Here is a 19294-nt window from a genome sequence, read left to right as displayed (position 1 = left end):
ATGGGGTCGCGCCCTGCGCGCGTTCCTCACGGCCGTACGCCGTCCGGCGGCGCTGACGGCGTCACATCGCGGCGCCCAGGGCCAGGAACCCGCAGATCATCACGAAGAGGATGCCGAGCAACGGCCAGACGAAGCGCAGGTACTTGTCGTAGCCGACCTTGGCTAGTGCGACGCCGCCGATGGTGACGGCGGTGGTGGGCACCCAGAGGTTCATCCAGCCGCTCGCCGACTGCCAGGCCGTCACCATCAGCGCGCGGGAGACGCCCGCGAAGTCGGCGAGCGGAGCCAGGATGGGCATGGTGAGCGTGGCGTGCCCGGAGGTGGAGGGGATCAGGAAGGCGAGCGGGAGGTTCACGAGGAAGACGATGATCGCGAAGATCCCCGACGAAGTCCCCTTCACCACGCCCTCGATGGAGTGCAGCACCGTATCGGTGATCTGCGAGTTGTTCATGATGACCGTGACCCCGCGCGCCAGCATGATGACCAGGGCGGGCGAGATGAAGTCGGCGGCGCCCTGGATGAGCGTGGAGCTGAGCTTGGCCTCGCCCATCCGGGCCACCAGGCCGATCAGTACGGCCGCGCAGATGAACAGGGCCGCCAACTGGGCGAAGGACCAGTCCAGTTCCCAGGCGTACGGGGTCGCGTCCGCGTCGCCGGTGAGGGCGCTCGACCAGGGCACCACCGAGAAGATCATGAAGGCGAAGACGAGGACCAGGAGGACCAGTACGGTCTTGTGCAGCCGGGTCAGCTCCGGTTCCGCCTCCTCGTCGCCGGTGGCCTTCTGCTCCCGGTCCCCGGGCAGGAACCCGCAGATCGACTTTGAGGGGTCCTTCTGGACCCGTCGGGCGTAGCGGATCACGTAGAGGACGGTCACGGTGGTCAGCACGATCCACATGAGGAAGCGCAGCCCGATCCCGTCGCCGAGCGAGATGCCGGCCGCCGAGGAGGCCACGCCGGTCGCGAACGGGTTCACCGTCGAGCAGAGCACGCCGATGCCCGCGCCGAGGATGCTGGCGCCGACCGCGACCAGCCGGTCGTAGCCGAGGGCCAGCATCATCGGCACGAGCAGTCCGTAGAACCCGAGGGTCTCCTCGGCGAAGCCCTCCACGGTGCCCAGGATCGAGAAGACCACCATCACGGCGGCGATCAGCAGGGCGCCGCGGTCGCGCAGCCGGTGGGCGAGGCGGGCGATGCCGCGGTCGAGGGCGCCGGTGGCGAAGACGACGGTGATGAAGGCGCCGATGGCGAGGACGAAGAGGAACACGCCCGCGCTGCCGTACAGATCGCCGCTGAGGGTGGGGCCGACCTGGCCGGTCTTGGGGTCCTGGAGTCCGTAGAGCCCGTTGACGGGGGAGAGGAACAGGTCGTTCAGGCGATCGGTGAAGCTCTGGGTGCCCTCGACCCGGTGGTAGGTGCCGGCGACGGGGGAGCCGCTGTCGTTGCGGTCGTACTCGCCGGCCGGGATGAGGAAGGCCAGCAGCCAGATCGCCACGGTGACGATGGCCAGAATGGTCAGCGCGCTGGGGAAGGAGAACTTCCGCGCCGGCGCGGGCCCTTCGGGCGGGACGGGCGCGGTGGGAGGAGCGGCCGGCGGCGGGGGCGCGGTGGTCACCGGGCGCCCCCGGACGGGTCCTGGGCGGAGGTGGAGGCGCCGGCGGAGGTGGAGGCGTCGGTGGAGGTGGAGGCGTCGGTGCGGGCCGCGCCGAAGTCCGCCGCGTACTCCCGGACGAAGGCGGCCATCGCCACGACCGTGTTGCGCACCTCGGACAGCAGCACCCGTTCGTTCGGCGCGTGCAGGTTGCACATGCTGTCCTGGGCGCCGAACAGCAGCACCTCCGCGTCCGGAGCGGCCCTCGCGAGGCCGTTCACCAGCGGGATCGAGCCACCCGTGGCCACGTACGAGGCCTGTGTGCCCCAGGCCTCCTTCAGCGCGGTCAGGGCCGCCCGGTAGGCCGGCCCGCCGGTGCGCGCCTCGAAGCCGGGGCCCGTGTCGCCCGGCGTGACGGTGAGCGGGATCCCGAAGGGGCGCTGCGCGCGCAGGTGCTTCACGAGCGCGGCGCGGGCTTCCTTCGCGTCCTGGAGCGGGTGGAAGCGCAGGTTCAGCTTGGCGCGCGCGTACGGGACCACGGCGGAGGCGGCGCCCGCCACGTCCGGGGCGTCCAGCCCGATGACGGTGATCGCGGGTCCGCTCCACAGCCGGTCGCCGAGCGAACCGGTGCCGATCAGCGGCAGCCCGTCCCGGACGGAGGCCAGCTTGCGGAACTCCTTCTCGGTGTAGGCCGTTCCCTCCCAGGGATCGCGGCGCAGCCCGGGCACCGCCACGTCCCCGTGCTCGTCGTGCAGGGAGGCCAGCGCCCGGAGCAGGACCAGCAGGGCGTCGGGGGCGGCTCCGCCGAACTCCCCGCTGTGCCGCGCCTCCGCGAGGGTGCGCACCTCCACCACGACCTCGCAGGCCCCGCGCAGACCGGTGGTCAGGGTCGGGGTGCCGGGCCGCAGGTTGCCGAGGTCGGCGATGACCATCGCGTCGCAGGCGAACCGGTCCGGATCGGTGGGCGGGTAGTCGTCGAAGGGGCTGCCGTACTCCTCCTGCCCCTCGATCACCAGCTTGATCCCGACGGGCGGGCGGCCGCCGTAGACCCGGAGCATGCCCAGGTGCGCGATCACGTTCGACTTGTCGTCGGCGATGCCGCGCGCCCGCAGGGCGCCGGGGACCCCGGCGACGGGCGTCGGTTCGAAGGGCGGGGAGAGCCACAGGGTCGGGTTTCCGGCGGGCTGGACGTCGTAGTGCCCGTAGAGCAGGACGGTCGGCGCGTCCGGGTGCGGGGGCGGGATCTCGCCGTAGACGACCGGGGCGGTGTCCGGGAGGTCGATCCGCTCGATGGTGGGGACGCCCGCCTCGCGCAGGAGGGAGACGATCAGGTCGTGTGCCTCCAGGACCGGCTCCGGCGGGTATCCGGGGAAGGCGACCGACGGGATCGAGGCGAGCCGTTCCAGGTCGGCCCGGAGCCCGTCCATCAGGGCGTCGACCTGTGCTTCGAGGGTCTGTGAGCCGTCCGCGTCCACCTGCCACCGTCCCTGTGCTCCCCGGGGCGACCCCGCTGAGCCGCGGGATCGGGTTCTCCGATCATCGGCGGGGGGAGCGGGCCGCGCCGCGATGGAGTGGGCCGGGCGGGTGAACGCCGGCCGCGGGGATCCGGACCCTGCCGGGCCCCACATGGCGTGAAGTGGGCTGCCGAGGGCTGATCTTGACCTGTCTGCCGCGTGTCGAAGCACGCCCGTGATCGTTTCTTCAGGCGTAGTCCCCATCCCTGCCGCAGAATCGGGAGAACGCGCGGTGACCGCTTGGCAGTACTTCGCCGGGGCCGGCCTGGTGGCCGCGCTCTGCCCGCTGCACGGTCACGTGGCGGTGGCCGGGGACGGCCACGGGCGCGGCGCCCGCGTCGACCTGTGCGTACCGGCCGGCTCGAAGCCCCGGCCGCCCGCGGCGACGCCCACGGTGCCGGCTCCGGGGCCGGGTCCGGTCGCCCGGCCGACGCCCCTGGTGCCGCTGCCCGGCCCGGCCGGGCCGACGGTGCGCCACCCGGGGCAGGGGCCGCTCGCCCCCGCGCCGCCCGGCGCGGCGGCGGAGCCCGCTCCGGGGCCGACGGCGCGGGCAAGGCCTTCGGCGCCGCAGCCGCGGGCGGCCGCGGCGGAGGTCCCCGGGGTGGCGCGGGCGGTTCCGGACGCGGCGGTGGCTCCGCGGCCGGTCGCAGCGGTGTCGGTGGCGACGGGGCGCTTCCACGTGCGCCCGTACCACTCGGCGGCGCTGGCGCGACGCGGCCCGGACGGCATGTCCACCCTGATGCTCATGGTCGTGGTCACCACCCCGGCCGTGCTCGCGGCCGTCGCGCTGCGGCCCCGTTCCCGGAGCCGCGGCTAGGGCCCGACCCCTCCCCCTCCCCACGTTCAGTCCGCTCGTCTCGACCTACGGAGAACCCTCGTGTCCGAATGGCTGGTCCTGGCCATCGCCATGGCGCTCGTCTGCGCCCTCGTCCTCGCCTTCACCGCGATCCGGCACCGCCGGGTCGCGGACGACGAGGACACCAGCGAAACCCCCGACGTCCTCGAATACATGGTGATGATGGTCGGCGTGGTCTACGCGATCGTCCTCGGCCTGGCCATCGCGGGCGTCTGGGAGGCGCGCGGCGCCGCCGAGGACAGCGTGCGCCGCGAGGCCCAGTCCCTGTACGAGGTCACCCAGCGGGCCGACGTCTACCCGGTCGCCGTGCGCGACCGGATCCGCGGCGAGGTCAACGCGTACGTGTCCCACACCGTCAGCGTGGACTGGCCGCGGCTGACCGCCGGGGCCCCGGTGTCACCGGAGGGCGGCGAACTGCTCGGCAAGCTGCGCACCGACGTCACCCACCAGAGCCCGGGCAACGAGCTCCAGGCCCAGGCCTACCAGCCGCTGCTGGACCACATCGCGGCCGCCGACGACGCCCGCCACGAGCGGACGCAGAGCGACGAGTCCACGCTGCCGGGGGTGGTCTGGCTGGGGCTGGTCGCGGGCGGACTGGTCACCGTCGGGCTGATCTTCACCCTGCAGATCCGGCGTTCGGGCCGGGAACTGCTGCTCGCGGGGCTGTTCAGCGCGCTGATCGTGTTCCTGCTGTTCATGGTGTGGAGCTTCGACGCGCCCTTCGGCCGGGACGGCATCGACTCGGCGGCGCCGTTCCAGGACCTGTTCCCGTCGCTGCCCCTGGCCGCCGGGCGATGATCACGGGGCGGTGATCACCGGGCGCTGATCACCGCCCGGTCGGCCGGGCCGCGGCTCAGCCCCCCGACAGGGAAGCCTGGCGGCGGCACTCGGCCACCACCCGGGAGTTGCGCAGCGCATGCGAGATCCGCACGAGGTCGCGGGGGCCGTCGGCGGGCGGCGCCCCCTCGTCACTGGCCCCGATGACCCGGCCCTCGGGGTCGGCCGCCCGGGCGCGCACGGCGGCCGCGACCATGGCGGCGTCGGCGACGGCCCGGGCGGTCTCCTCGTCGGCGCCGGAGGCCAGGGCCCGGGCCAGGACCGTGTCCCGGTGGTCCTGGTCGAAGTACGGTCCGAGGTGCAGGAAGCCGTCGTGGATGTCCGACTCGCGCTGGATGACGCGGATGTCGGCGGCGGACCACCAGGACATCTGGACCCCGACCGGGGTCTCGGGAGCGGCGATCCGGACCTCGTGCCACAGCGGGCCGAGCCGGCGGTACGTGGACCAGTGCTGCCAGCTGTCCGAAAGGCGCTGGCAGAGCAGCGGCAGCACGAACCCGATCGCACTGATGAGGGCGCCCGCGGCGGCGAGCGGCGGGGCGACGAAGGTGCTCAGGTCGTCCAGCCGGGGGCCGAGGCCGGCCCAGCGCCCGATGACGGCGCTCATCTTGGCGGCGTCGTAGCTGAGGTTCAGGACGTAGCCGACGACGATGATCACCAGGCCGGTCCGGAGCCAGCCGCGCACCTGGAGGGACCAGCGCCAGCACATCGCGACCATGACGAAGGCGGCCACGTTGTGCGCGAGCAGGTAGAGGCCGATCATCTGCCCCATGTACGGGGTGTTGGCGTAGTAGGTGTCGAAGTCGCGCAGCCGCTCGACCGGTGCGTCGCCGAGGAGGAAGAGCGTCATCAGGACCGCGATCACCGCGGCGTAGCCCAGGATCCACCGGCGGGAGATGCGCCGGGTCTGCTCGGGCGGGCCGCCGCGCCAGTTGACGATGAGGACCAGGCACGACGCGCTGAAGGCGCTGATCAGGCAGTAGACGAGCGGGGCCGAGAAGTTGGTGATCCCGGTCCAGCGGTTGACCGCCTCGATGGTGGGCGGGGCGGCGAAGGTGAAGACGGCACCGGCCAGCGTGAGCAGGGCGCACACCGATCGCAGCAGTGGTTCACGCCAGTTGTGCCGTAGCGCCGGCAGCTTGAAGGCGAGTGCGATCGCCAGGGCCGCGGCCGGTATGTAGTAGTCCTTGCCGTTCAACGGTCGTTCCTGTGCCCCCGGTATCCGAGCGATGCCTCGATGCGGCCCGCCAGCTGATCTCGTTGCGCCGGTGCGCGGTGGCTCGCCGATCCGGCGAGCCAGGTCCTGCACCGGCTGCCCAGCAGTAAGCCGAAGGTTTCCGCTTCGGTCTCCTCCTGGACGTCGGCGCGGGTGCGCGCCGCGACGCGGCGCACGGTCTCGCCGATGTCGGCCTCGTCCGACAGCAGCCGGGCGGCGACGGCGGCGCCGTCGACGTGGTGGCTGCAGTGGCCGGCCTTCATGTGCCACAGTTCGTGCCCGAGGATCACCAGTTGGTGGTCGGGCGCGGTGCGTTCCTCGATGACCACCAGATCGCGGTCCGCCATGTCGAGCCACAGGCCGCTGGCCGTTCCCGGCGGGAACGAGGCCATCCGGAACTCCACCCGGCGGCCGCGGTGCTTGCTCATGCCCTCGCAGAGGGCGGCGTAGAGGTCCACGGGCTCCACGGGCGCGGTCAGGTTGATGCCTGCCACCAGCTCCCCGCACAACCGCCGCTGCTCTCTGCCTATGCTCACCGTTCTCCCCGTCGGCGCGGATCCGGATCAGGACTCAAGGATCAGACCCAGACTTTCGACTGGGTCAGGATTCGTTCGGTTTTACGCTTTCGAGGAGCATGTCCAGCCATTCGGTCACCTTGTCCCGGTGCTTGTCGCTGGGCAGTTGGGCGGCTCTCCAGGCGATGCCCCGTACGCCGTGGTTCTGGAGAAGTCTTGCCAGCGGATCGCCCGTCGAAGCGGCCGGAGCGGTCGCGGTTTCCCGGGCGCGCCCCGCGAAGTCCTGGAGCAGCTGTTGCTCGGTGCGCTGGAGGGCGTCGGTGAGCGCGTCCGCGTCATGGGCGGTGAGGAATCCGGCGTGCACTCCGAAGAAGCGCTGGATCGCGTCACAGTGTTCCATGGTCGGCCGACGGTCGCCGTTGATCAGGGCCCCGGCCTGCTGGCGCGACATGGCGGCGCCGTCGGCGATCTCCTGCTGCGTGTACCGGCGGCCGTTGGGCTTCACGCGGGTGCGCCGCAGCAGGTCGAGGCGCTGGAGGAACCGGGTCTGGAGATCGGGCTCGCCGGCGGGCCGGCCGTCCAGCAAGCTCCGCACCACGTCGGCCGGGACGCCCGAAGCCTCGGAGAGGCGGCGCAGGTCGAAGACCTGGTTCAGGTCGCGGCCCAGCTTGCCTGCGAGTTCTGCGACTCGCGTGACGGTGGCTGCCAGGAGCGTGTTGGCCACCGCGACGGGAGCCGGGAAGCCGTCTGTCACCAGTGGTTCTCCTAGATCGCGCGAGGTCGGGGTACGGGCACGTGGTCGGCCTCTGGAATCTATCCGGTCTCGGTCCGTACGGCTAGAACGTGCCACATCTGTGGCGGGAACGAGCTGGCCGAAGGCTGGAATTGCCACAATAGTTGACACTCGAATGAAGTCGGTAGCAGGATCGCCACACGGAAATGAAGATCCAGACCGTAAGGAAGAGGGGGGAGCTCTCGGTGGCACATCTCGCAGCGGTGGGCCCGTCCGATGGCCTCGCCCACATCGGTGGGGAGCGCCTCGCGGGCGAGGAGTCCGCACGCGGCGCCGTGCGGTCGGAGCGACGCAAGGAGATTTTGCGCCAGCGCCGGGAGGAACTGGGGCTGAGCCAGGAAGACCTGGCGGCGCGGCTTCGCATCAGCGTGCGCGCGTACGGGAACTGGGAACGCGGCCTGGTCAAGGAGTGGACGGACCGCAAGCTGCTCGCCCTGGCCGAGGCCCTGGAAATGAGCGAGCGGCAGTGCTTCTGGCTCTTCCGGATCATGGTCGACCGCGACCCGCCGCCCACCTGGCGCGCGGCCGAGGACAACCGGCTGCCCGACGACCCGGCACAGCGCGACTACCTGTGCGACTACGCGGCCCTCATGGAGGCCGTGCCGTACCCGAGTTTCCTCGTGGACCACCGCTGGGACGTGGCCCTGACCAACTCGGCGTTCGACCGGCTCTTCCAGTCGGTGCGTCCGCATCCGACCGCCCTGCCGGACGACAACTTCCTGCGCTTCGTGCTGTTCCACCCGGACGCCGCGGCCGTGCTGGAGGACCACGAACCGGCCTGGTGCGTACCGCTGCTGGCCCGGTTCGCGACGGCCCTGGCCGCCGCCCCCGACGACGAGGGGCTGCGCAGCATCCGTCAGGAGGTGGCCCGTGACCCGTTCATGGAGGCCGCCTACCGGTACGGCGTGCCGCACTGGCTGACGACCCACGGGGCCGAGGCCGCCGAACAGGACGGCGCCGTGCGCACCGTGCGCCACCCGGACCCGGGCTGGGGCCTGGTGCGCTGCCGGATGGTGGCGGAATCCGGCCCGATGCTCAACGGCATGGGACTGACCCGGATGACGCTGGTCCTCTCCTCGCCGCAGGGACTGCCGACGGGCCCGCTGCCCAGCGGTCCGGGCGCGCAGCAGCACCAGCCGCCGCGGCTGCGTGCCGTGCCGTCGCCGGTGGAGTGATCCGGCGGGGGAGACTGGTGCCGCGACACCTTGGCACTGGAGCACTGCGGAAGGCGGTAAGGGCGTGCGGCTGACGATCCTCGGCGGGGGCGGATTCCGGGTACCGCTCGTCTACGGAGCCCTGCTCGGCGATCACGCCGAGGGCAGGGTGTCGCACGTGACCCTGTACGACGAGGACTCCGGCCGGCTCCGTGCCATGGCCCGGGTCCTCGCGGACCAGGCCGAGGGGATCGCGGACGCCCCGGCCGTCACGGCCACCACCGATCTCGACGAGGCCCTGCGCGGCGCCGACTTCGTGTTTTCGGCCATTCGTGTCGGCGGGCTGGAAGGCCGCGCCGCCGACGAGCGGATCGCCCTGGCCGAGGGCGTACTGGGCCAGGAGACGGTCGGCGCGGGCGGGATCGCCTACGGCCTGCGGACGGTGCCGGTGGCCCGTGAGATCGCGCGCAGGGTGGCCCGTACCGCCCCCGACGCATGGGTGATCAACTTCACCAACCCCGCCGGAGTGGTCACGGAGGCCATGGCCGAGGAACTCGGGGACCGGGTCATCGGCATCTGCGACTCGCCGGTCGGACTCGGACGGCGGATCGCCCGGCTGCTGGGCGCCCGGCCCGAAGAGGCCTGGATCGACTACGTCGGCCTCAACCACCTGGGCTGGGTGCGCGGACTGCGGATCGGCGGACGCGACGAACTCCCGCGGCTGCTGGCCGACGCGCGGGCGCTGGAATCCTTCGAGGAGGGCCGGCTGTTCGGGGCCGAGTGGCTGCGCTCGCTCGGGGCGATCCCGAACGAGTACCTGCACTACTACTACTTCAACCGTGACACGGTACGGGCCTACCAGGAGGTCAAGCAGACGCGCGGGGCTTTCCTGCGCGACCAGCAGCGGGGGTTCTACGCCGAGGCCGGGCGGCCGGATACGGGCCCCGGGGCGGCGCTGGCCGCCTGGGACCGGACCAGGGCCGAGCGCGAAGCCACGTACATGGCCGAGAACCGCGAGGTCGCGGGCGTCGGCGAGCGCGAGGAGAGCGACCTGCAGTCGGGCGGGTACGAGAAGGTGGCCCTCGCCCTGATGCGCGCCATCGCCCGGGACGAGCGCGCCACCCTCATCCTGAACGTCCGCAACCGCGGGACCCTGTCGGTGCTCGACGCCGAGGCCGTCATCGAGGTGCCCTGCCTGGTCGACGCCAACGGGGCCCACCCGGTCGCCGTCGACCCGCTGCCGCTGCACGCGGTGGGCCTGGTGGCCTCGGTCAAAGCCGCCGAGCGCGAGGTCCTCGCCGCGGCGAGGAGCGGCTCGCGGGCGGACGCCGTCAAGGCCTTCGCGCTGCATCCGCTGGTCGACTCGGTCGGGGTGGCCCGGCGGCTGGTGACCGGATACGCGGCGGAGCACCCGGGGCTGGGCTACCTGCGCTGACGGGCCGTTCCCCTGCGCGGATGGGCTAACGCCGCATGCGGCCGGGCGGGTGCGCTGTGAGAGTGCGGAGTGTGACCACAGCCGAAGGTGCAGCCACAGCCGAAGGCGCGGCCCCCGCCATGGCCGCCGCGCAGCCGCCCGTCCTCGACCGGCGCTCGCGCAACATCGTGTTCGGCACGATCATGCTCGGCGTGCTGCTCGCGGCCCTGGACCAGACGATCGTGGGCACGGCGCTGCCCACGATCGTGGCGGACCTCGGCGGCGGCGACCACATGTCGTGGGTCGTGACCTCGTACCTGCTCACCGAGACGGTCGCGACCGTGCTCGTCGGCAAGTTCGGCGACCTCTTCGGCCGGAAACTGGTCTTCCAGGTCTCCGCCATCGTCTTCATCACCGGCTCGTTCCTGTGCGGCCTCGCGAGCAACATGACCCTGCTCATCGTGTGGCGGGGCATCCAGGGCATCGGCGCCGGCGGGCTGATGGTCACCGCGATGGCCCTCATCGCCGATGTGGTCCCGCTGCGCGAACGCGGAAAGTACCAGGGCGCGATCGGCGCCGTCTTCGGCGTCGCCACGGTGATCGGGCCGCTGCTCGGCGGACTCTTCACCGACCACCTGACCTGGCGCTGGGCGTTCTACGTCAACGTGCCGATCGCGATCCTCGTCGTGGTGGCGGCCGCGAAGACGATCCCCTCCGTGCGCGCCGCGGGCAAACCGGTCATCGACTACCTGGGCATCGCGATGGTCGCCATCGGCGCGAGCGCGCTGATCCTGGCCACGAGCCTGGGCGGGAACGAGTACGCCTGGAGCTCGCCGCTCATCGTCGGGCTCTTCGCGGGCGGTGTCCTGGCGCTGGCGCTGTTCTGCCTGGTGGAGATGCGCGCCGCACAACCGATGCTGCCGATGCGGCTGTTCCGCAACCCCGTCTTCTCGGTCTGCTCCGTCCTCAGCTTCGTCGTCGGCTTCGCGATGCTCGGTGCGATGACCTTCCTGCCGACGTACCTGCAGTACGTGGACGGGGACTCGGCCACCGTCTCGGGCGTACGGACCCTGCCGCTGGTCATCGGCCTGCTGATCGCGTCGGTCTTCAGCGGCAACGTCACCAGCAAGACCGGGCACTACCGGATCTTCCCGATCGTCGGCAGCGCCGTGATGGGCCTGGGCCTCTACCTCCTCTCCCGGATGGGACCGCAGTCCGGCGCCTGGCTGGAATCCCTCTACATGTTCGTCCTCGGCACCGGCATCGGCCTGTGCATGCAGGTGCTGACCATCGCCGTGCAGAACACCGTGGACTACGCCGACCTCGGCACCGCGACCTCGGGCGTCACCTTCTTCCGTACGCTCGGCAGCGCCTTCGGGACCGCCGTCTTCGGCACGATCTACGCCAACACCCTGAAGCCCGCGCTGACGAAGGGAGTGGCGGAGGCCGCCCGCGCCACCGGACAGGACCCGCAGCAGCTCGCCGTCGCCGCGCAGAGCCCGCAGGGCGTGCACGGACTGGATCCGGCGGCGGCCGGGCCGGTCATCAACGCGTACGCGGACACCCTGCACACGGTGTTCCTGTGGACCGTGCCGGTGGCGGTGGTCGGGTTCGTCGTCGCGCTGTTCCTCAAGCAGGTCAAGCTGCGCGACAGCGCCCGGGCCGGTTCCACGGACATGGGCGACGGCTTCGGCTCGCCCGCCACGGCCTCCGGGGACTCGGCGAAGCTGCTGGAACTGGCGGTCGGCAAGCTGGTGCGCACCATGGGGCCCGAGACGGCGCGCGGGATCGTGAACTCCTCCGACACCCGGCTGGACATGGCGGGCGCGTGGGCGGTCATGCAGGTGGACCTGATGACCCGCACCGTCGGCTACGCGAGCCTCGGACTCATCGCCTCGCGCCGGCACCTGCCCCCGGAGGTCCTCCTGCCGGTCTTCGAACGGATGGTGGACGAGGGCTACATGACGCGGCAGAACGGTTTCTACACGCAGACCCCGGCGGGGGAGCGGGAGGCGGGCGTCATCTCGGCCGCGTGGGCCCAGTGGCTCGGCGACCAGTTGGAGAAGGACCGGGGCCGACCGCGCAGCGCGGAACTGCGGGCCGCGGCGGACGCGATCGCGAAGCGCCTGCTGGCGGAGGACCTCGGGGACGGGAACTTCGCCCCGCGCGCGATGGCGGGGCGGCCGTAGGGCGGACGGGAACTCCCCGGCGGGCCCGGACGTCTGGTGGTGAAAGGGGTTCCACGGGTTCTACGGGTTCCACGGGTGCGGGGGTGCCGGGATGCGGATCACGCTGGCTGAAGAGATCATGCTGCTGTCGCTGGACGACGAGTCCGGGTCGGTCAAGCAGCGACAGTCGGTCAACTGGGCCGTGGCGGGCGCGCTCCTGCTCGAACTGGTCCTCGCGGAGCGGGTCCGGGTCTCCGGCAAGTACCTGGAGCTGGTGGACGCGCCGCCCATCGGGGAGGAACTGCTCGACGGCCGGATCGAGTCGATACGGGCCTGGATGCGCGGCCGGACCAGGCGCCGGGTGTCCCCATGGCTGACGAAGGACCAGGCCAAGGCCGTCGGCCCGGTCGTGGAGCGGCTGGTCGGGCGCGGGGTGGTCGTGGAGGAGCGGCGCAAGGCCCTCGGAGTGATCCCGGTGCGCCGCTATCCGGAGGCCGACGGGGCGGCCGAGCGCGAACTGCGCGAGCGGCTCGCCGCCGCGGTGTCCAAGGGCGCGGAGCCGGACGAGCGCACCGCGAGCCTCGTCGCGGTGATCCACGCGGCCGGCCTGCACGGCCTGGCCTTCCCGGGGATCCCGCGCAAGGAGATCACCGCACGCACGGCCGCGATAGCCGAGGGGCACTGGGCGGCCGAGAGCATCCGCGCCGCGATCCGCGACATGCAGCTGGCGATGGCCGCGGTCACCGCGGCGACGGTGGTGACCGTGACCTGAGACCCGCTGCCGCGCGGGCGCGAATCAGCCGTCAGTGTGGCGCCCCGGACCGCTCTCGGGGTCCGGGGCGGTGGTGGTCGGATAGGCGTACGACGGTACGTGCGGGAGGTGCGGCGTCAGGTCGGGCCGCCAGGCGCGAAGCACCGCCGCGGACGGGGCGTAGAGGGCCGCCGGGAAGTCGGCCGGGGCGAACCAGGACCAGCGGGCGATCTTGTGGGGCTCGGTGACCGTGGCGTTGCCCTCGGCGGCCGAGGTGACGGCCGCGGCCGTCAGCTGGGTCCGGCCGGAGTCGGCGGCGAGCAGGACCGACACGATCCGGATCTCCTCGGGCGCGGCCCGCAGCGCGGTCTCCTCGGCCAGTTCGCGGGCGGCGGCCTGTTCGAAGCCCTCCCCGGGGTCGACCTTGCCGCCGGGCAGTTCCCAGCGCCCGTCGTGGGCCTGGCCGAGCAGCACCCGGCCGTCGTGACCGACCACGACCACGCCGACTCCGACGACGGCGTGGGGGCGGGGGACGGCGCGTGCGGTGGGTTCGCCGGGTGCTGTACTCATGGGCGTCCTTCGGTGGATCGGGGTGCCGGGGCGGCGTGCGGTGCGGCCCGCCCGCGACCTTACGTCCGAGCCGTCCTCAGGTTTCCTTCCTCCGCGCAGTTCGGGTTTGCGGTAATCACGTCGTCGTCGACGGGCTGCGCCGAAGCGCTGTAGACGGGCAGGCACAGGGCCCCGGCGGTGAGCAGGGCGGTAAAGGCGCGCTTCGTAAGGTTGTTCACGCCCTTGCCAACGATCTTTGTCCGGGCTGGTCACGGTGGCGACTCCGCACAGGTGTCCGGCCCTCCCCCACGCCACTCGAAGAGTGCTTCGTCGGTGAGATTCACGGCGTCCGGGTCGGGGTGGCCGGCCTCGCGGAGGAACTCGACCGCGCGTCTCTCCATGGCCCCAGAGTCCGTGACGAAGCCCCGACTCCCTTCGAGAGGTCGGGGCCTTTTCATGTTTCGAGTTGAGCGTTGCGCGGCGAGGCCGGCGGAGGCGGTGACCTGCGGCGTTCCGGGAGGGCAGTTCTCAACTCGCTATAGCTAGGCTGTGTAGCTCGGCGGGTACGAGGTCTGGGGACAAGAGGAACCCCCGGGGTCGGCATCCCGGGGGTTCGGTTCAGGTTCGGGGGTTAGCCGCACGCGCACGACGTGCGCAGGGATCAGGTCCTGATCTCTTAGAGGGTGTCTCACGTGGCAAGTTTCGCGAGCTTCTTGTAGCAGGTCAGGGCAGCAGCCAGGCCGAGGAAGGCGAGGAAGTGTGAGCCCTTTCGTTCGTACCGGACGGTCAAGCGGCGGTAGCCGAAGAGCCAAGCGATCGACCGCTCGATCTTCCAGCGGTGCCGCCCGAGGCGTTTTCCGGAGTCGACGCCTGGCCGCGCGATGCGCGCGACCAGCCCACGCTCGCGCAGCCAGGCCAGGTGCTCGGCGGAAAAGTACGCCTTGTCCGCGCGGAGTTTGACGGGGCGGCGTCGCCGTGGCCCCCGGCGGGACCGCATGGCGGGGATGCCGAGGATGAGCGGCTTGAGGGCGAGACTGTCGTGCATGTTCGCGACTGACACGGCGACGGTGAGTGGGACGCCCTGGCCATCGGACAGCACGTGCAACTTGCTGCCCTTCTTGCCGCGATCGACCGGGTTCGGACCGGTCAGTGATCCCCCTTTTTGGCGCGAACAGAGGCCGCGTCGACGATCGCCGAGGTCCAGTCCACCTTGCCCCGGGCCCCGAGTTCGTCCAGCACCGCCCGGTGGAGCCGACGCCATAGGCCGGCCTCGGTCCATACCGTGAAGCGGCGATGCGCGGTGGCGGGGGACGTGCCGAACGTCGGCGGCAGATGCCGCCAGGCACAGCCGGTGGTCAGGACGTACACCACTGCCGTGAACACTGCCCGTTCGTCACACGGAGCGGTCCCACCACCTTGCGGTCGAGCCGCGAACGACGGCAATAACGGGGCAACCAGCTCCCAGAGTGCATCAGGAACCAGGCGTTTCGACAGATCAGCAGCACTCACGACCGGCATCATGCCGCTCGAACATCACGTCACGTCGCGGGACAGCCTTCTAAGCCTTGGTTGGTGCGGTCGGCCTGGCGGCCTGCTCGATCTTCGCGAAGTAGGCTGCGCGGGCTTCCTCGTCGATCGGCTGCTCGTTTTCGGCGCGCATCCCGGTCCGGCCGTCGACGCCCTCGCGCAGGATGTCGGCGTGCCCGGCATGCCGGATGGTCTCGCCGAGGACATGGACCATGATGGCGAACAGGTTCGTGTTCGGATGAGGCTCCGACCACCAGGGCACGTGGCCGGGGGCATCGAGGGCAAGCTCGCTGATTGTCGCGTCCGAGTGCTCCCACATGCGCCGGTAGAACGCGACGATCTGATCGCGTGTCTCGTTCTCGGCTGCCCATTGATCGCTGCCGTCGGAGTCCTGCCACCGGCACAGCGGTTCCGGAGAAGGGCGGTCGAAGACCTCACTGAAGTACCTGGCCTCGACCGTGGCCACGTGTTTGACCAGGCCGAGGAGGTTGGTCCCGGTCGCTGTCAGAGGCCGGCGTGCGTCGTATTCGGACAAGCCATCGAGCTTCCAGAGCAGCGCCTCACGGTCCCGCCGCAGTCTCTTGTGCAGGTTGTCTTTCGCGAACTCATCGATCATGGGGCACGAGCCTGCCATGGGCTGCTCATGGTCTCAAGATCCCGTACGCGCTCCGCACCGACTGGCAGAGCCGTGGTCAGCTATGGTCACCGCCCAGACCTGCTGAAGGAGCTCGGAACCTATCCACGTGAGACATCCTCTTAGCTTGACGTTTATCGTCTGGCTCCGGCGGAGGGGCTCACCGTGAACGACGTTCAGATCCAGTTGCCCCAGCCGAACGTGGCGATGTAGGCCCGGCGGAGGGCATCCCGGCCACGGCCGCTGCCGATGTGAATCACTGCCAGTGCTAAAAGGAACCAGGCCGTGAAGGCGCCAGAGATGATCAAAGTCCATCGAGGGCCAGAGAAACTGGCGATGACGATCAAGGCGATGACGGTCACGCCCAAGCCCATGTGGGCGGCGGGCAGGTCTGAACGTAGGGACTCGCGCAGAGCGCGGCGTTCTGCCTGTATGTCCTGGGTGTAGCGAGAACGAGCTGCGCTTTCGTCGTTCTCCCACTTAGACCAGTTCTCCATGGTCGGCCCCCTGTAGATCGATCCGGCTGGGGCTGTAGCCCGAGCAGCCTATTGACGGCCATCATCGGTTGTTCGCCGGGGCTTCGTCCCCTTCTTGTGGTGTGCGGGTCGGGTGTAGGACTCGCCGGTGGCGAGGATGTGTCCAACGTCGTAGCGGGCGGCGGGCCGCCGGTTCTTCGAGCCGAGCGGCCGACCGGGGCCGGGGCGGGTGGGTTTCGGTGCACGAGCTGGCGTGCCCGTCTTCGCGCGCAGGTTCCTGAACCCGCGGCGGACTCGGGCCGGTGTCAGCCTGTTCGGTTCCGCCGGTCGTTCCCACGGCCGGCGGAGATCAGCGGGGAGGGGGCGGGCGAGTCGAAGTTGGGCGTGCGCGGCCAGGACGAGCCAGGTCCATCGGTCGGCTGCGGCAGAGTCGCGGAGCATGGGCCGGGTCCAGCCGAGGGTCTGCTTGAGCAGGCGGAACGTGTGCTCAACATCGAACCTGCGCAGGAAGGCCTGCCAGGGCCGGTCGACGTCCTCGGCGGCGGCGCCGGTGCCCGACCACCACAACCAAACTGGCTTGTTGACTCCGCCGCTGGGCAGCTTCGCCACGGTCAACCGGATCACGGTGCCCTCGATGATCGGCAGGGACCCCTCGTGATCCCCCCACGCAGCCCTGCGGGTCAGCCGGGGGTGGAGCCGGTCCCACGCCTGCGCGGTCGCGGTCCCGTACCGCTCTGTGTCGGTCACGGTCACTACCGCCGCCTCGCCCCAGGTCTCGGGGCGGCCGAAGACGAACTTGCCACCGTGCTTGGGCGGGCGCCCGCCCTGCGGCGGGCAGATCCACGGCACCGGAACCGGCTTGCGCATCACCCGGTCCGAGCGGAGCCGACCCAACACCTCGACCGGCATGTCCATCAGAAGGTGGGCGATCCGAGGCGCGTCGTAGCTGCGTCGAGGACAACCAGGACCTCAGGATCACCCTGGCGCCACTGGTCCGCCGCGACGAGGCGTTCGACAACCTCGCGGACCTGCTTGGCGGTGACCGCCGCCAGGTCTGCGCCAGGCTCCAGCCGGATCGCGTCCAGCAGGGCAGTCCATGATGTGCGGCCGGATTCCAGTGCGGCGACGATCGAGTACGGCCATCCGGGCACCATCTGGTGCTTGCCCAGGCCCCGGCCGAAGGTGTGACAGAAGGATCGGTCCGAGCACGTGTCCGCGTCCGGCCGCAGCCACGGCGAGACGTCCACCGCGAGCACGAGGCGACCGTCGGCGGCCCGGGGCAGCGGCACCCCGACCAGGGCGCGGCGGAGCCGGGCGACATCGATCCGGCCTTGGTTCAGACCGGCGTAGAGAGCACCATGCCCCCGCCTGTGCTCGGGCGCGAGGGCCAGGTCCACAAGGGTGCGGACCGGGCCGTCGGTGCACAACAACGCATCGCACAGCTCGAAGAGCGCATCGCCCCGGGCAAGCAAGGAGCTGTACAGCTCAGTGCGGAACGCCGTCACCGCTGTGAACTCGCCTCGTTGATCCACGATCCAGGCTCCACGCGCCGCGCCGACCTCTTCTCGCAGGATCAGGCTCCAGCCCCGTGGACACGCCGTGAACTGGGGAAACCCCGAACAAGTCCGAGCCCTGTTCGATGACGGACCAAAACGTCAAGCTTAGTGCTGTTCCCCGAGTCTCTCGACTAAGACGACGTCTCAGTTGGTGAGGCGGCGGTGACAGATGAGGGTCGCGGCTATGCCGACGAAGGCAAGGAAGTGTTCGGCCTTGCGTTCGTAGCGGCGGTGGAGCCGGCGGCAGCCAGCAAGCCAGGACACAGTCCGCTCGACTACCCACCGGTGGCGGCCGCTCACTGAATCGATCGCACACCTCGACCAGTCCAGTTCCCCGGTGGCGCCCAGTTCGTCGAGGATGATGCGGTGGAGCTTGGCCCAAACCCGGGCTTCGGTCCAGTGCGTGAATCGGCGGTGGGCGGTCTGCCAGGAAGCGCCGAACCTGGGTGGGAGCTGCCGGCATGTGCAGCCGGACGTGGCAACGAAAAGGATCGCGGCCAAGACTCCACGGTCGTCAGCCCTGCGACGTCCGCCGCCTTGTGGACGCACCGGCGCTTCGGGCATCACGCGAAGGAAGAGCTCCCACAAGCTATCTGGCACCAGCTGCCGCACCATCTCCATGCCAAGACAACGAGGACCCCGGCCAACCGTCGGCAGGAGGGGTGCTCGATGCTGGCACGAGCCATTCCCGGCCAGCATCTTCGAGGGGCATGACCGCCATGACCGACTATCTGCGGGCCGTCTTCGCCATGCTCGGCCCAGGGGAGAACCGTTACAACGATCGCGCTGCCTGGCTGCACCTGGAGCAGGAGATCGACAGAAGGCTTCCCGCTGACTACAAGGCGATCGTCGATGCGTACGCCCCCGTCCAGCTCAACGGGAATCTCTACCTTTCGTCCCACCCGGCCTGTGCATGGCGGAACCTAGGCGAGGAGATCCGGTCGGAGGCGGAAGGCTGGTCCGAGTGGCGGTCATGGGAGTCCGACGACCTGGGACCAGACGCCGACCCAAGAGTGATCTGCAACCGTCCGCAGATCACCTTCGGTTCCTCCGACGGTCTCATCCCTCTTGCGAGCACGGACCAGGGAGCCGCTGTCTTCCTGGCTCCAGAGGTCCACGGCTACCCCGACGGAATCGTGGTCCAGGGCTCGGAGGGCGACTGGGCCGGCCACGCCATGGACTTCGCCGAGTGGCTGTACCGCTACCTGACCGGCGAAGAGATGGCTGGCGGGGCCAGCGCGGCCCTGCACCCCGGTCCCGTCCTACTGGAGTACCTCCCGACGGGACCTGACGAGCGGACCCGTGAGGCGTACGGCCCGGCCCGAGACATGTGAGTTCCACGCCAAACGAGACGACGTCCAAGGCCACGTCCTCAAACCGGCGGGTGAACGTGTCGTGTTCGGCGTAGTGGCCGGTATGGCTCATGCAGTCGTTATCGACGGCGGCAAGGTCCGCTATGGGTCCTGTCTCCCACGTGCAGTCAGGGTCAAGACAGCGTGCCGACACGGTGACTTCCCCTCTGGGGTGGCTGATGATCCGGTGTTGCACGTAGCGGAGAACGCTTTTGATCACTTGGCGGCCCGCGCTTTCCGGGCGCGGGCGACGCTCGACCCTTTGGGGTGAGGGTGCTGCCGGATCTCCACGTTGCAGTCAGTGACTCCACTGGCGTTGTGCTCGCTACGGAACACGGCTCGTTGCTTGTCGAGAGCGGCGCACACATCACACCTCGGTACAGGCTTCGGGTCC

Annotated in this window: 19 protein-coding genes and 2 pseudogenes; 7 read left to right on the top strand and 14 right to left on the bottom strand. The window is 70.7% G+C overall.

The window, feature by feature from the left end; translation table 11 throughout:
• Nucleotides 1–61: 61 nt before the first annotated feature.
• Together OG730_RS06675 and OG730_RS06670 are read right to left on the bottom strand one after the other, a co-directional pair.
• Nucleotides 62–1612: a YfcC family protein gene (locus tag OG730_RS06675; protein WP_442814842.1), complete on the bottom strand. Its 1551-nt coding sequence runs from the start codon at nucleotides 1610–1612 to the stop codon at nucleotides 62–64.
• Nucleotides 1609–3063, bottom strand: coding sequence for a M20/M25/M40 family metallo-hydrolase (locus OG730_RS06670; RefSeq protein ID WP_327303323.1), 1455 nt, complete (start codon nucleotides 3061–3063; stop codon nucleotides 1609–1611). The genes OG730_RS06675 and OG730_RS06670 overlap by 4 nt, the downstream gene beginning before the upstream one ends.
• 271 nt (nucleotides 3064–3334) lie before the next feature.
• Here OG730_RS06670 and OG730_RS06665 point away from each other — a divergent pair, with 271 nt between their 5' ends.
• Together OG730_RS06665 and OG730_RS06660 are read left to right on the top strand one after the other, a co-directional pair.
• A complete protein-coding gene (locus OG730_RS06665) occupies nucleotides 3335–3919 on the top strand; it encodes a hypothetical protein (RefSeq protein WP_327303322.1) in 585 nt (194 codons plus the stop codon).
• Nucleotides 3920–3979: 60 nt separating this feature from the next.
• The gene (locus OG730_RS06660; RefSeq protein ID WP_327303321.1) at nucleotides 3980–4756 is read left to right on the top strand and encodes a bestrophin-like domain; all 777 of its coding nucleotides are present in this window, start codon (nucleotides 3980–3982) and stop codon (nucleotides 4754–4756) included.
• A gap of 55 nt (nucleotides 4757–4811) precedes the next feature.
• Here the strand turns inward: OG730_RS06660 and OG730_RS06655 are convergent, their stop codons facing one another.
• The 3 genes from OG730_RS06655 to OG730_RS06645 all read right to left on the bottom strand — a co-directional run bounded on the left by OG730_RS06655 (nucleotide 4812) and on the right by OG730_RS06645 (nucleotide 7280).
• On the bottom strand, nucleotides 4812–5993 hold the full coding sequence (locus tag OG730_RS06655) for an MAB_1171c family putative transporter (RefSeq protein ID WP_327303320.1): 1182 nt from the start codon (nucleotides 5991–5993) through the stop codon (nucleotides 4812–4814).
• The gene (locus tag OG730_RS06650; protein ID WP_327303319.1) at nucleotides 5990–6547 is read right to left on the bottom strand and encodes a toxin-antitoxin system, toxin component; all 558 of its coding nucleotides are present in this window, start codon (nucleotides 6545–6547) and stop codon (nucleotides 5990–5992) included. Before OG730_RS06650 ends, OG730_RS06655 begins: the two co-directional genes overlap by 4 nt.
• Before the next feature lie 64 nt (nucleotides 6548–6611).
• Nucleotides 6612–7280 (bottom strand): helix-turn-helix domain-containing protein, encoded by a 669-nt coding sequence (locus OG730_RS06645; protein ID WP_327303318.1) that lies wholly within the window; start codon nucleotides 7278–7280, stop codon nucleotides 6612–6614.
• A 224-nt stretch (nucleotides 7281–7504) separates the two neighbouring features.
• Between OG730_RS06645 and OG730_RS06640 the strand changes: the two genes are divergently transcribed.
• From OG730_RS06640 to OG730_RS06625, 4 genes are all read left to right on the top strand, one after another.
• Entirely contained in the window at nucleotides 7505–8494 is a 990-nt protein-coding gene (locus tag OG730_RS06640; RefSeq protein ID WP_327303317.1) for an MmyB family transcriptional regulator, read from the top strand.
• 64 nt (nucleotides 8495–8558) lie between these two features.
• On the top strand, nucleotides 8559–9908 hold the full coding sequence (locus tag OG730_RS06635; protein WP_327303316.1) for a 6-phospho-beta-glucosidase: 1350 nt from the start codon (nucleotides 8559–8561) through the stop codon (nucleotides 9906–9908).
• A 35-nt stretch (nucleotides 9909–9943) separates the two neighbouring features.
• A complete protein-coding gene (locus OG730_RS06630) occupies nucleotides 9944–12076 on the top strand; it encodes an MDR family MFS transporter (RefSeq protein ID WP_442814841.1) in 2133 nt (710 codons plus the stop codon).
• A 91-nt stretch (nucleotides 12077–12167) separates the two neighbouring features.
• Entirely contained in the window at nucleotides 12168–12827 is a 660-nt protein-coding gene (locus tag OG730_RS06625; protein WP_327303315.1) for a GOLPH3/VPS74 family protein, read from the top strand.
• Nucleotides 12828–12851: 24 nt separating this feature from the next.
• Here the strand turns inward: OG730_RS06625 and OG730_RS06620 are convergent, their stop codons facing one another.
• The 8 genes and pseudogenes from OG730_RS06620 to OG730_RS06585 all read right to left on the bottom strand — a co-directional run bounded on the left by OG730_RS06620 (nucleotide 12852) and on the right by OG730_RS06585 (nucleotide 18169).
• Entirely contained in the window at nucleotides 12852–13376 is a 525-nt protein-coding gene (locus OG730_RS06620; RefSeq protein ID WP_327303314.1) for a nucleotide triphosphate diphosphatase NUDT15, read from the bottom strand.
• Between the two features lie 59 nt (nucleotides 13377–13435).
• A complete protein-coding gene (locus OG730_RS06615; protein ID WP_327303313.1) occupies nucleotides 13436–13594 on the bottom strand; it encodes a hypothetical protein in 159 nt (52 codons plus the stop codon).
• A gap of 30 nt (nucleotides 13595–13624) precedes the next feature.
• A complete protein-coding gene (locus OG730_RS06610; RefSeq protein ID WP_327303312.1) occupies nucleotides 13625–13756 on the bottom strand; it encodes a hypothetical protein in 132 nt (43 codons plus the stop codon).
• 287 nt (nucleotides 13757–14043) lie between these two features.
• A protein-coding gene (locus tag OG730_RS06605; RefSeq protein ID WP_327309170.1) for an IS5 family transposase occupies nucleotides 14044–14873 on the bottom strand; the annotation gives its coding sequence in 2 pieces (ribosomal slippage) (nucleotides 14044–14511 and nucleotides 14514–14873; 828 coding nt in all).
• Nucleotides 14874–14913: 40 nt separating this feature from the next.
• Complete coding sequence (locus tag OG730_RS06600; RefSeq protein ID WP_327303311.1) at nucleotides 14914–15498, bottom strand: DinB family protein; 585 nt, start codon at nucleotides 15496–15498, stop codon at nucleotides 14914–14916.
• 194 nt (nucleotides 15499–15692) lie between these two features.
• Entirely contained in the window at nucleotides 15693–16013 is a 321-nt protein-coding gene (locus OG730_RS06595; protein WP_327303310.1) for a hypothetical protein, read from the bottom strand.
• 48 nt (nucleotides 16014–16061) lie between these two features.
• Nucleotides 16062–17527 (bottom strand): annotated as a pseudogene (locus OG730_RS06590) (NF041680 family putative transposase).
• A 165-nt stretch (nucleotides 17528–17692) separates the two neighbouring features.
• On the bottom strand, nucleotides 17693–18169 hold the full coding sequence (locus OG730_RS06585; RefSeq protein ID WP_327303309.1) for a transposase: 477 nt from the start codon (nucleotides 18167–18169) through the stop codon (nucleotides 17693–17695).
• Between the two features lie 89 nt (nucleotides 18170–18258).
• On the opposite strand from OG730_RS06585, the gene OG730_RS06580 reads away from it, so the two are divergent.
• Nucleotides 18259–18882 (top strand): hypothetical protein, encoded by a 624-nt coding sequence (locus OG730_RS06580; RefSeq protein WP_327303308.1) that lies wholly within the window; start codon nucleotides 18259–18261, stop codon nucleotides 18880–18882.
• A 49-nt stretch (nucleotides 18883–18931) separates the two neighbouring features.
• On the opposite strand, the pseudogene OG730_RS44235 reads toward OG730_RS06580, so the two are convergent.
• A pseudogene (locus OG730_RS44235) lies at nucleotides 18932–19120 on the bottom strand (DUF7848 domain-containing protein); the annotation flags it as partial.
• Nucleotides 19121–19294 lie beyond the last annotated feature (174 nt).

Origin of the sequence: Streptomyces sp. NBC_01298, assembly GCF_035978755.1 — a bacterium.
In the GTDB taxonomy this organism is placed as follows: Bacteria; Actinomycetota; Actinomycetes; order Streptomycetales; family Streptomycetaceae; genus Streptomyces.
Note: the sequence above shows the minus strand (reverse complement) of the source record. Positions and strands in the feature narration are given on the sequence as shown.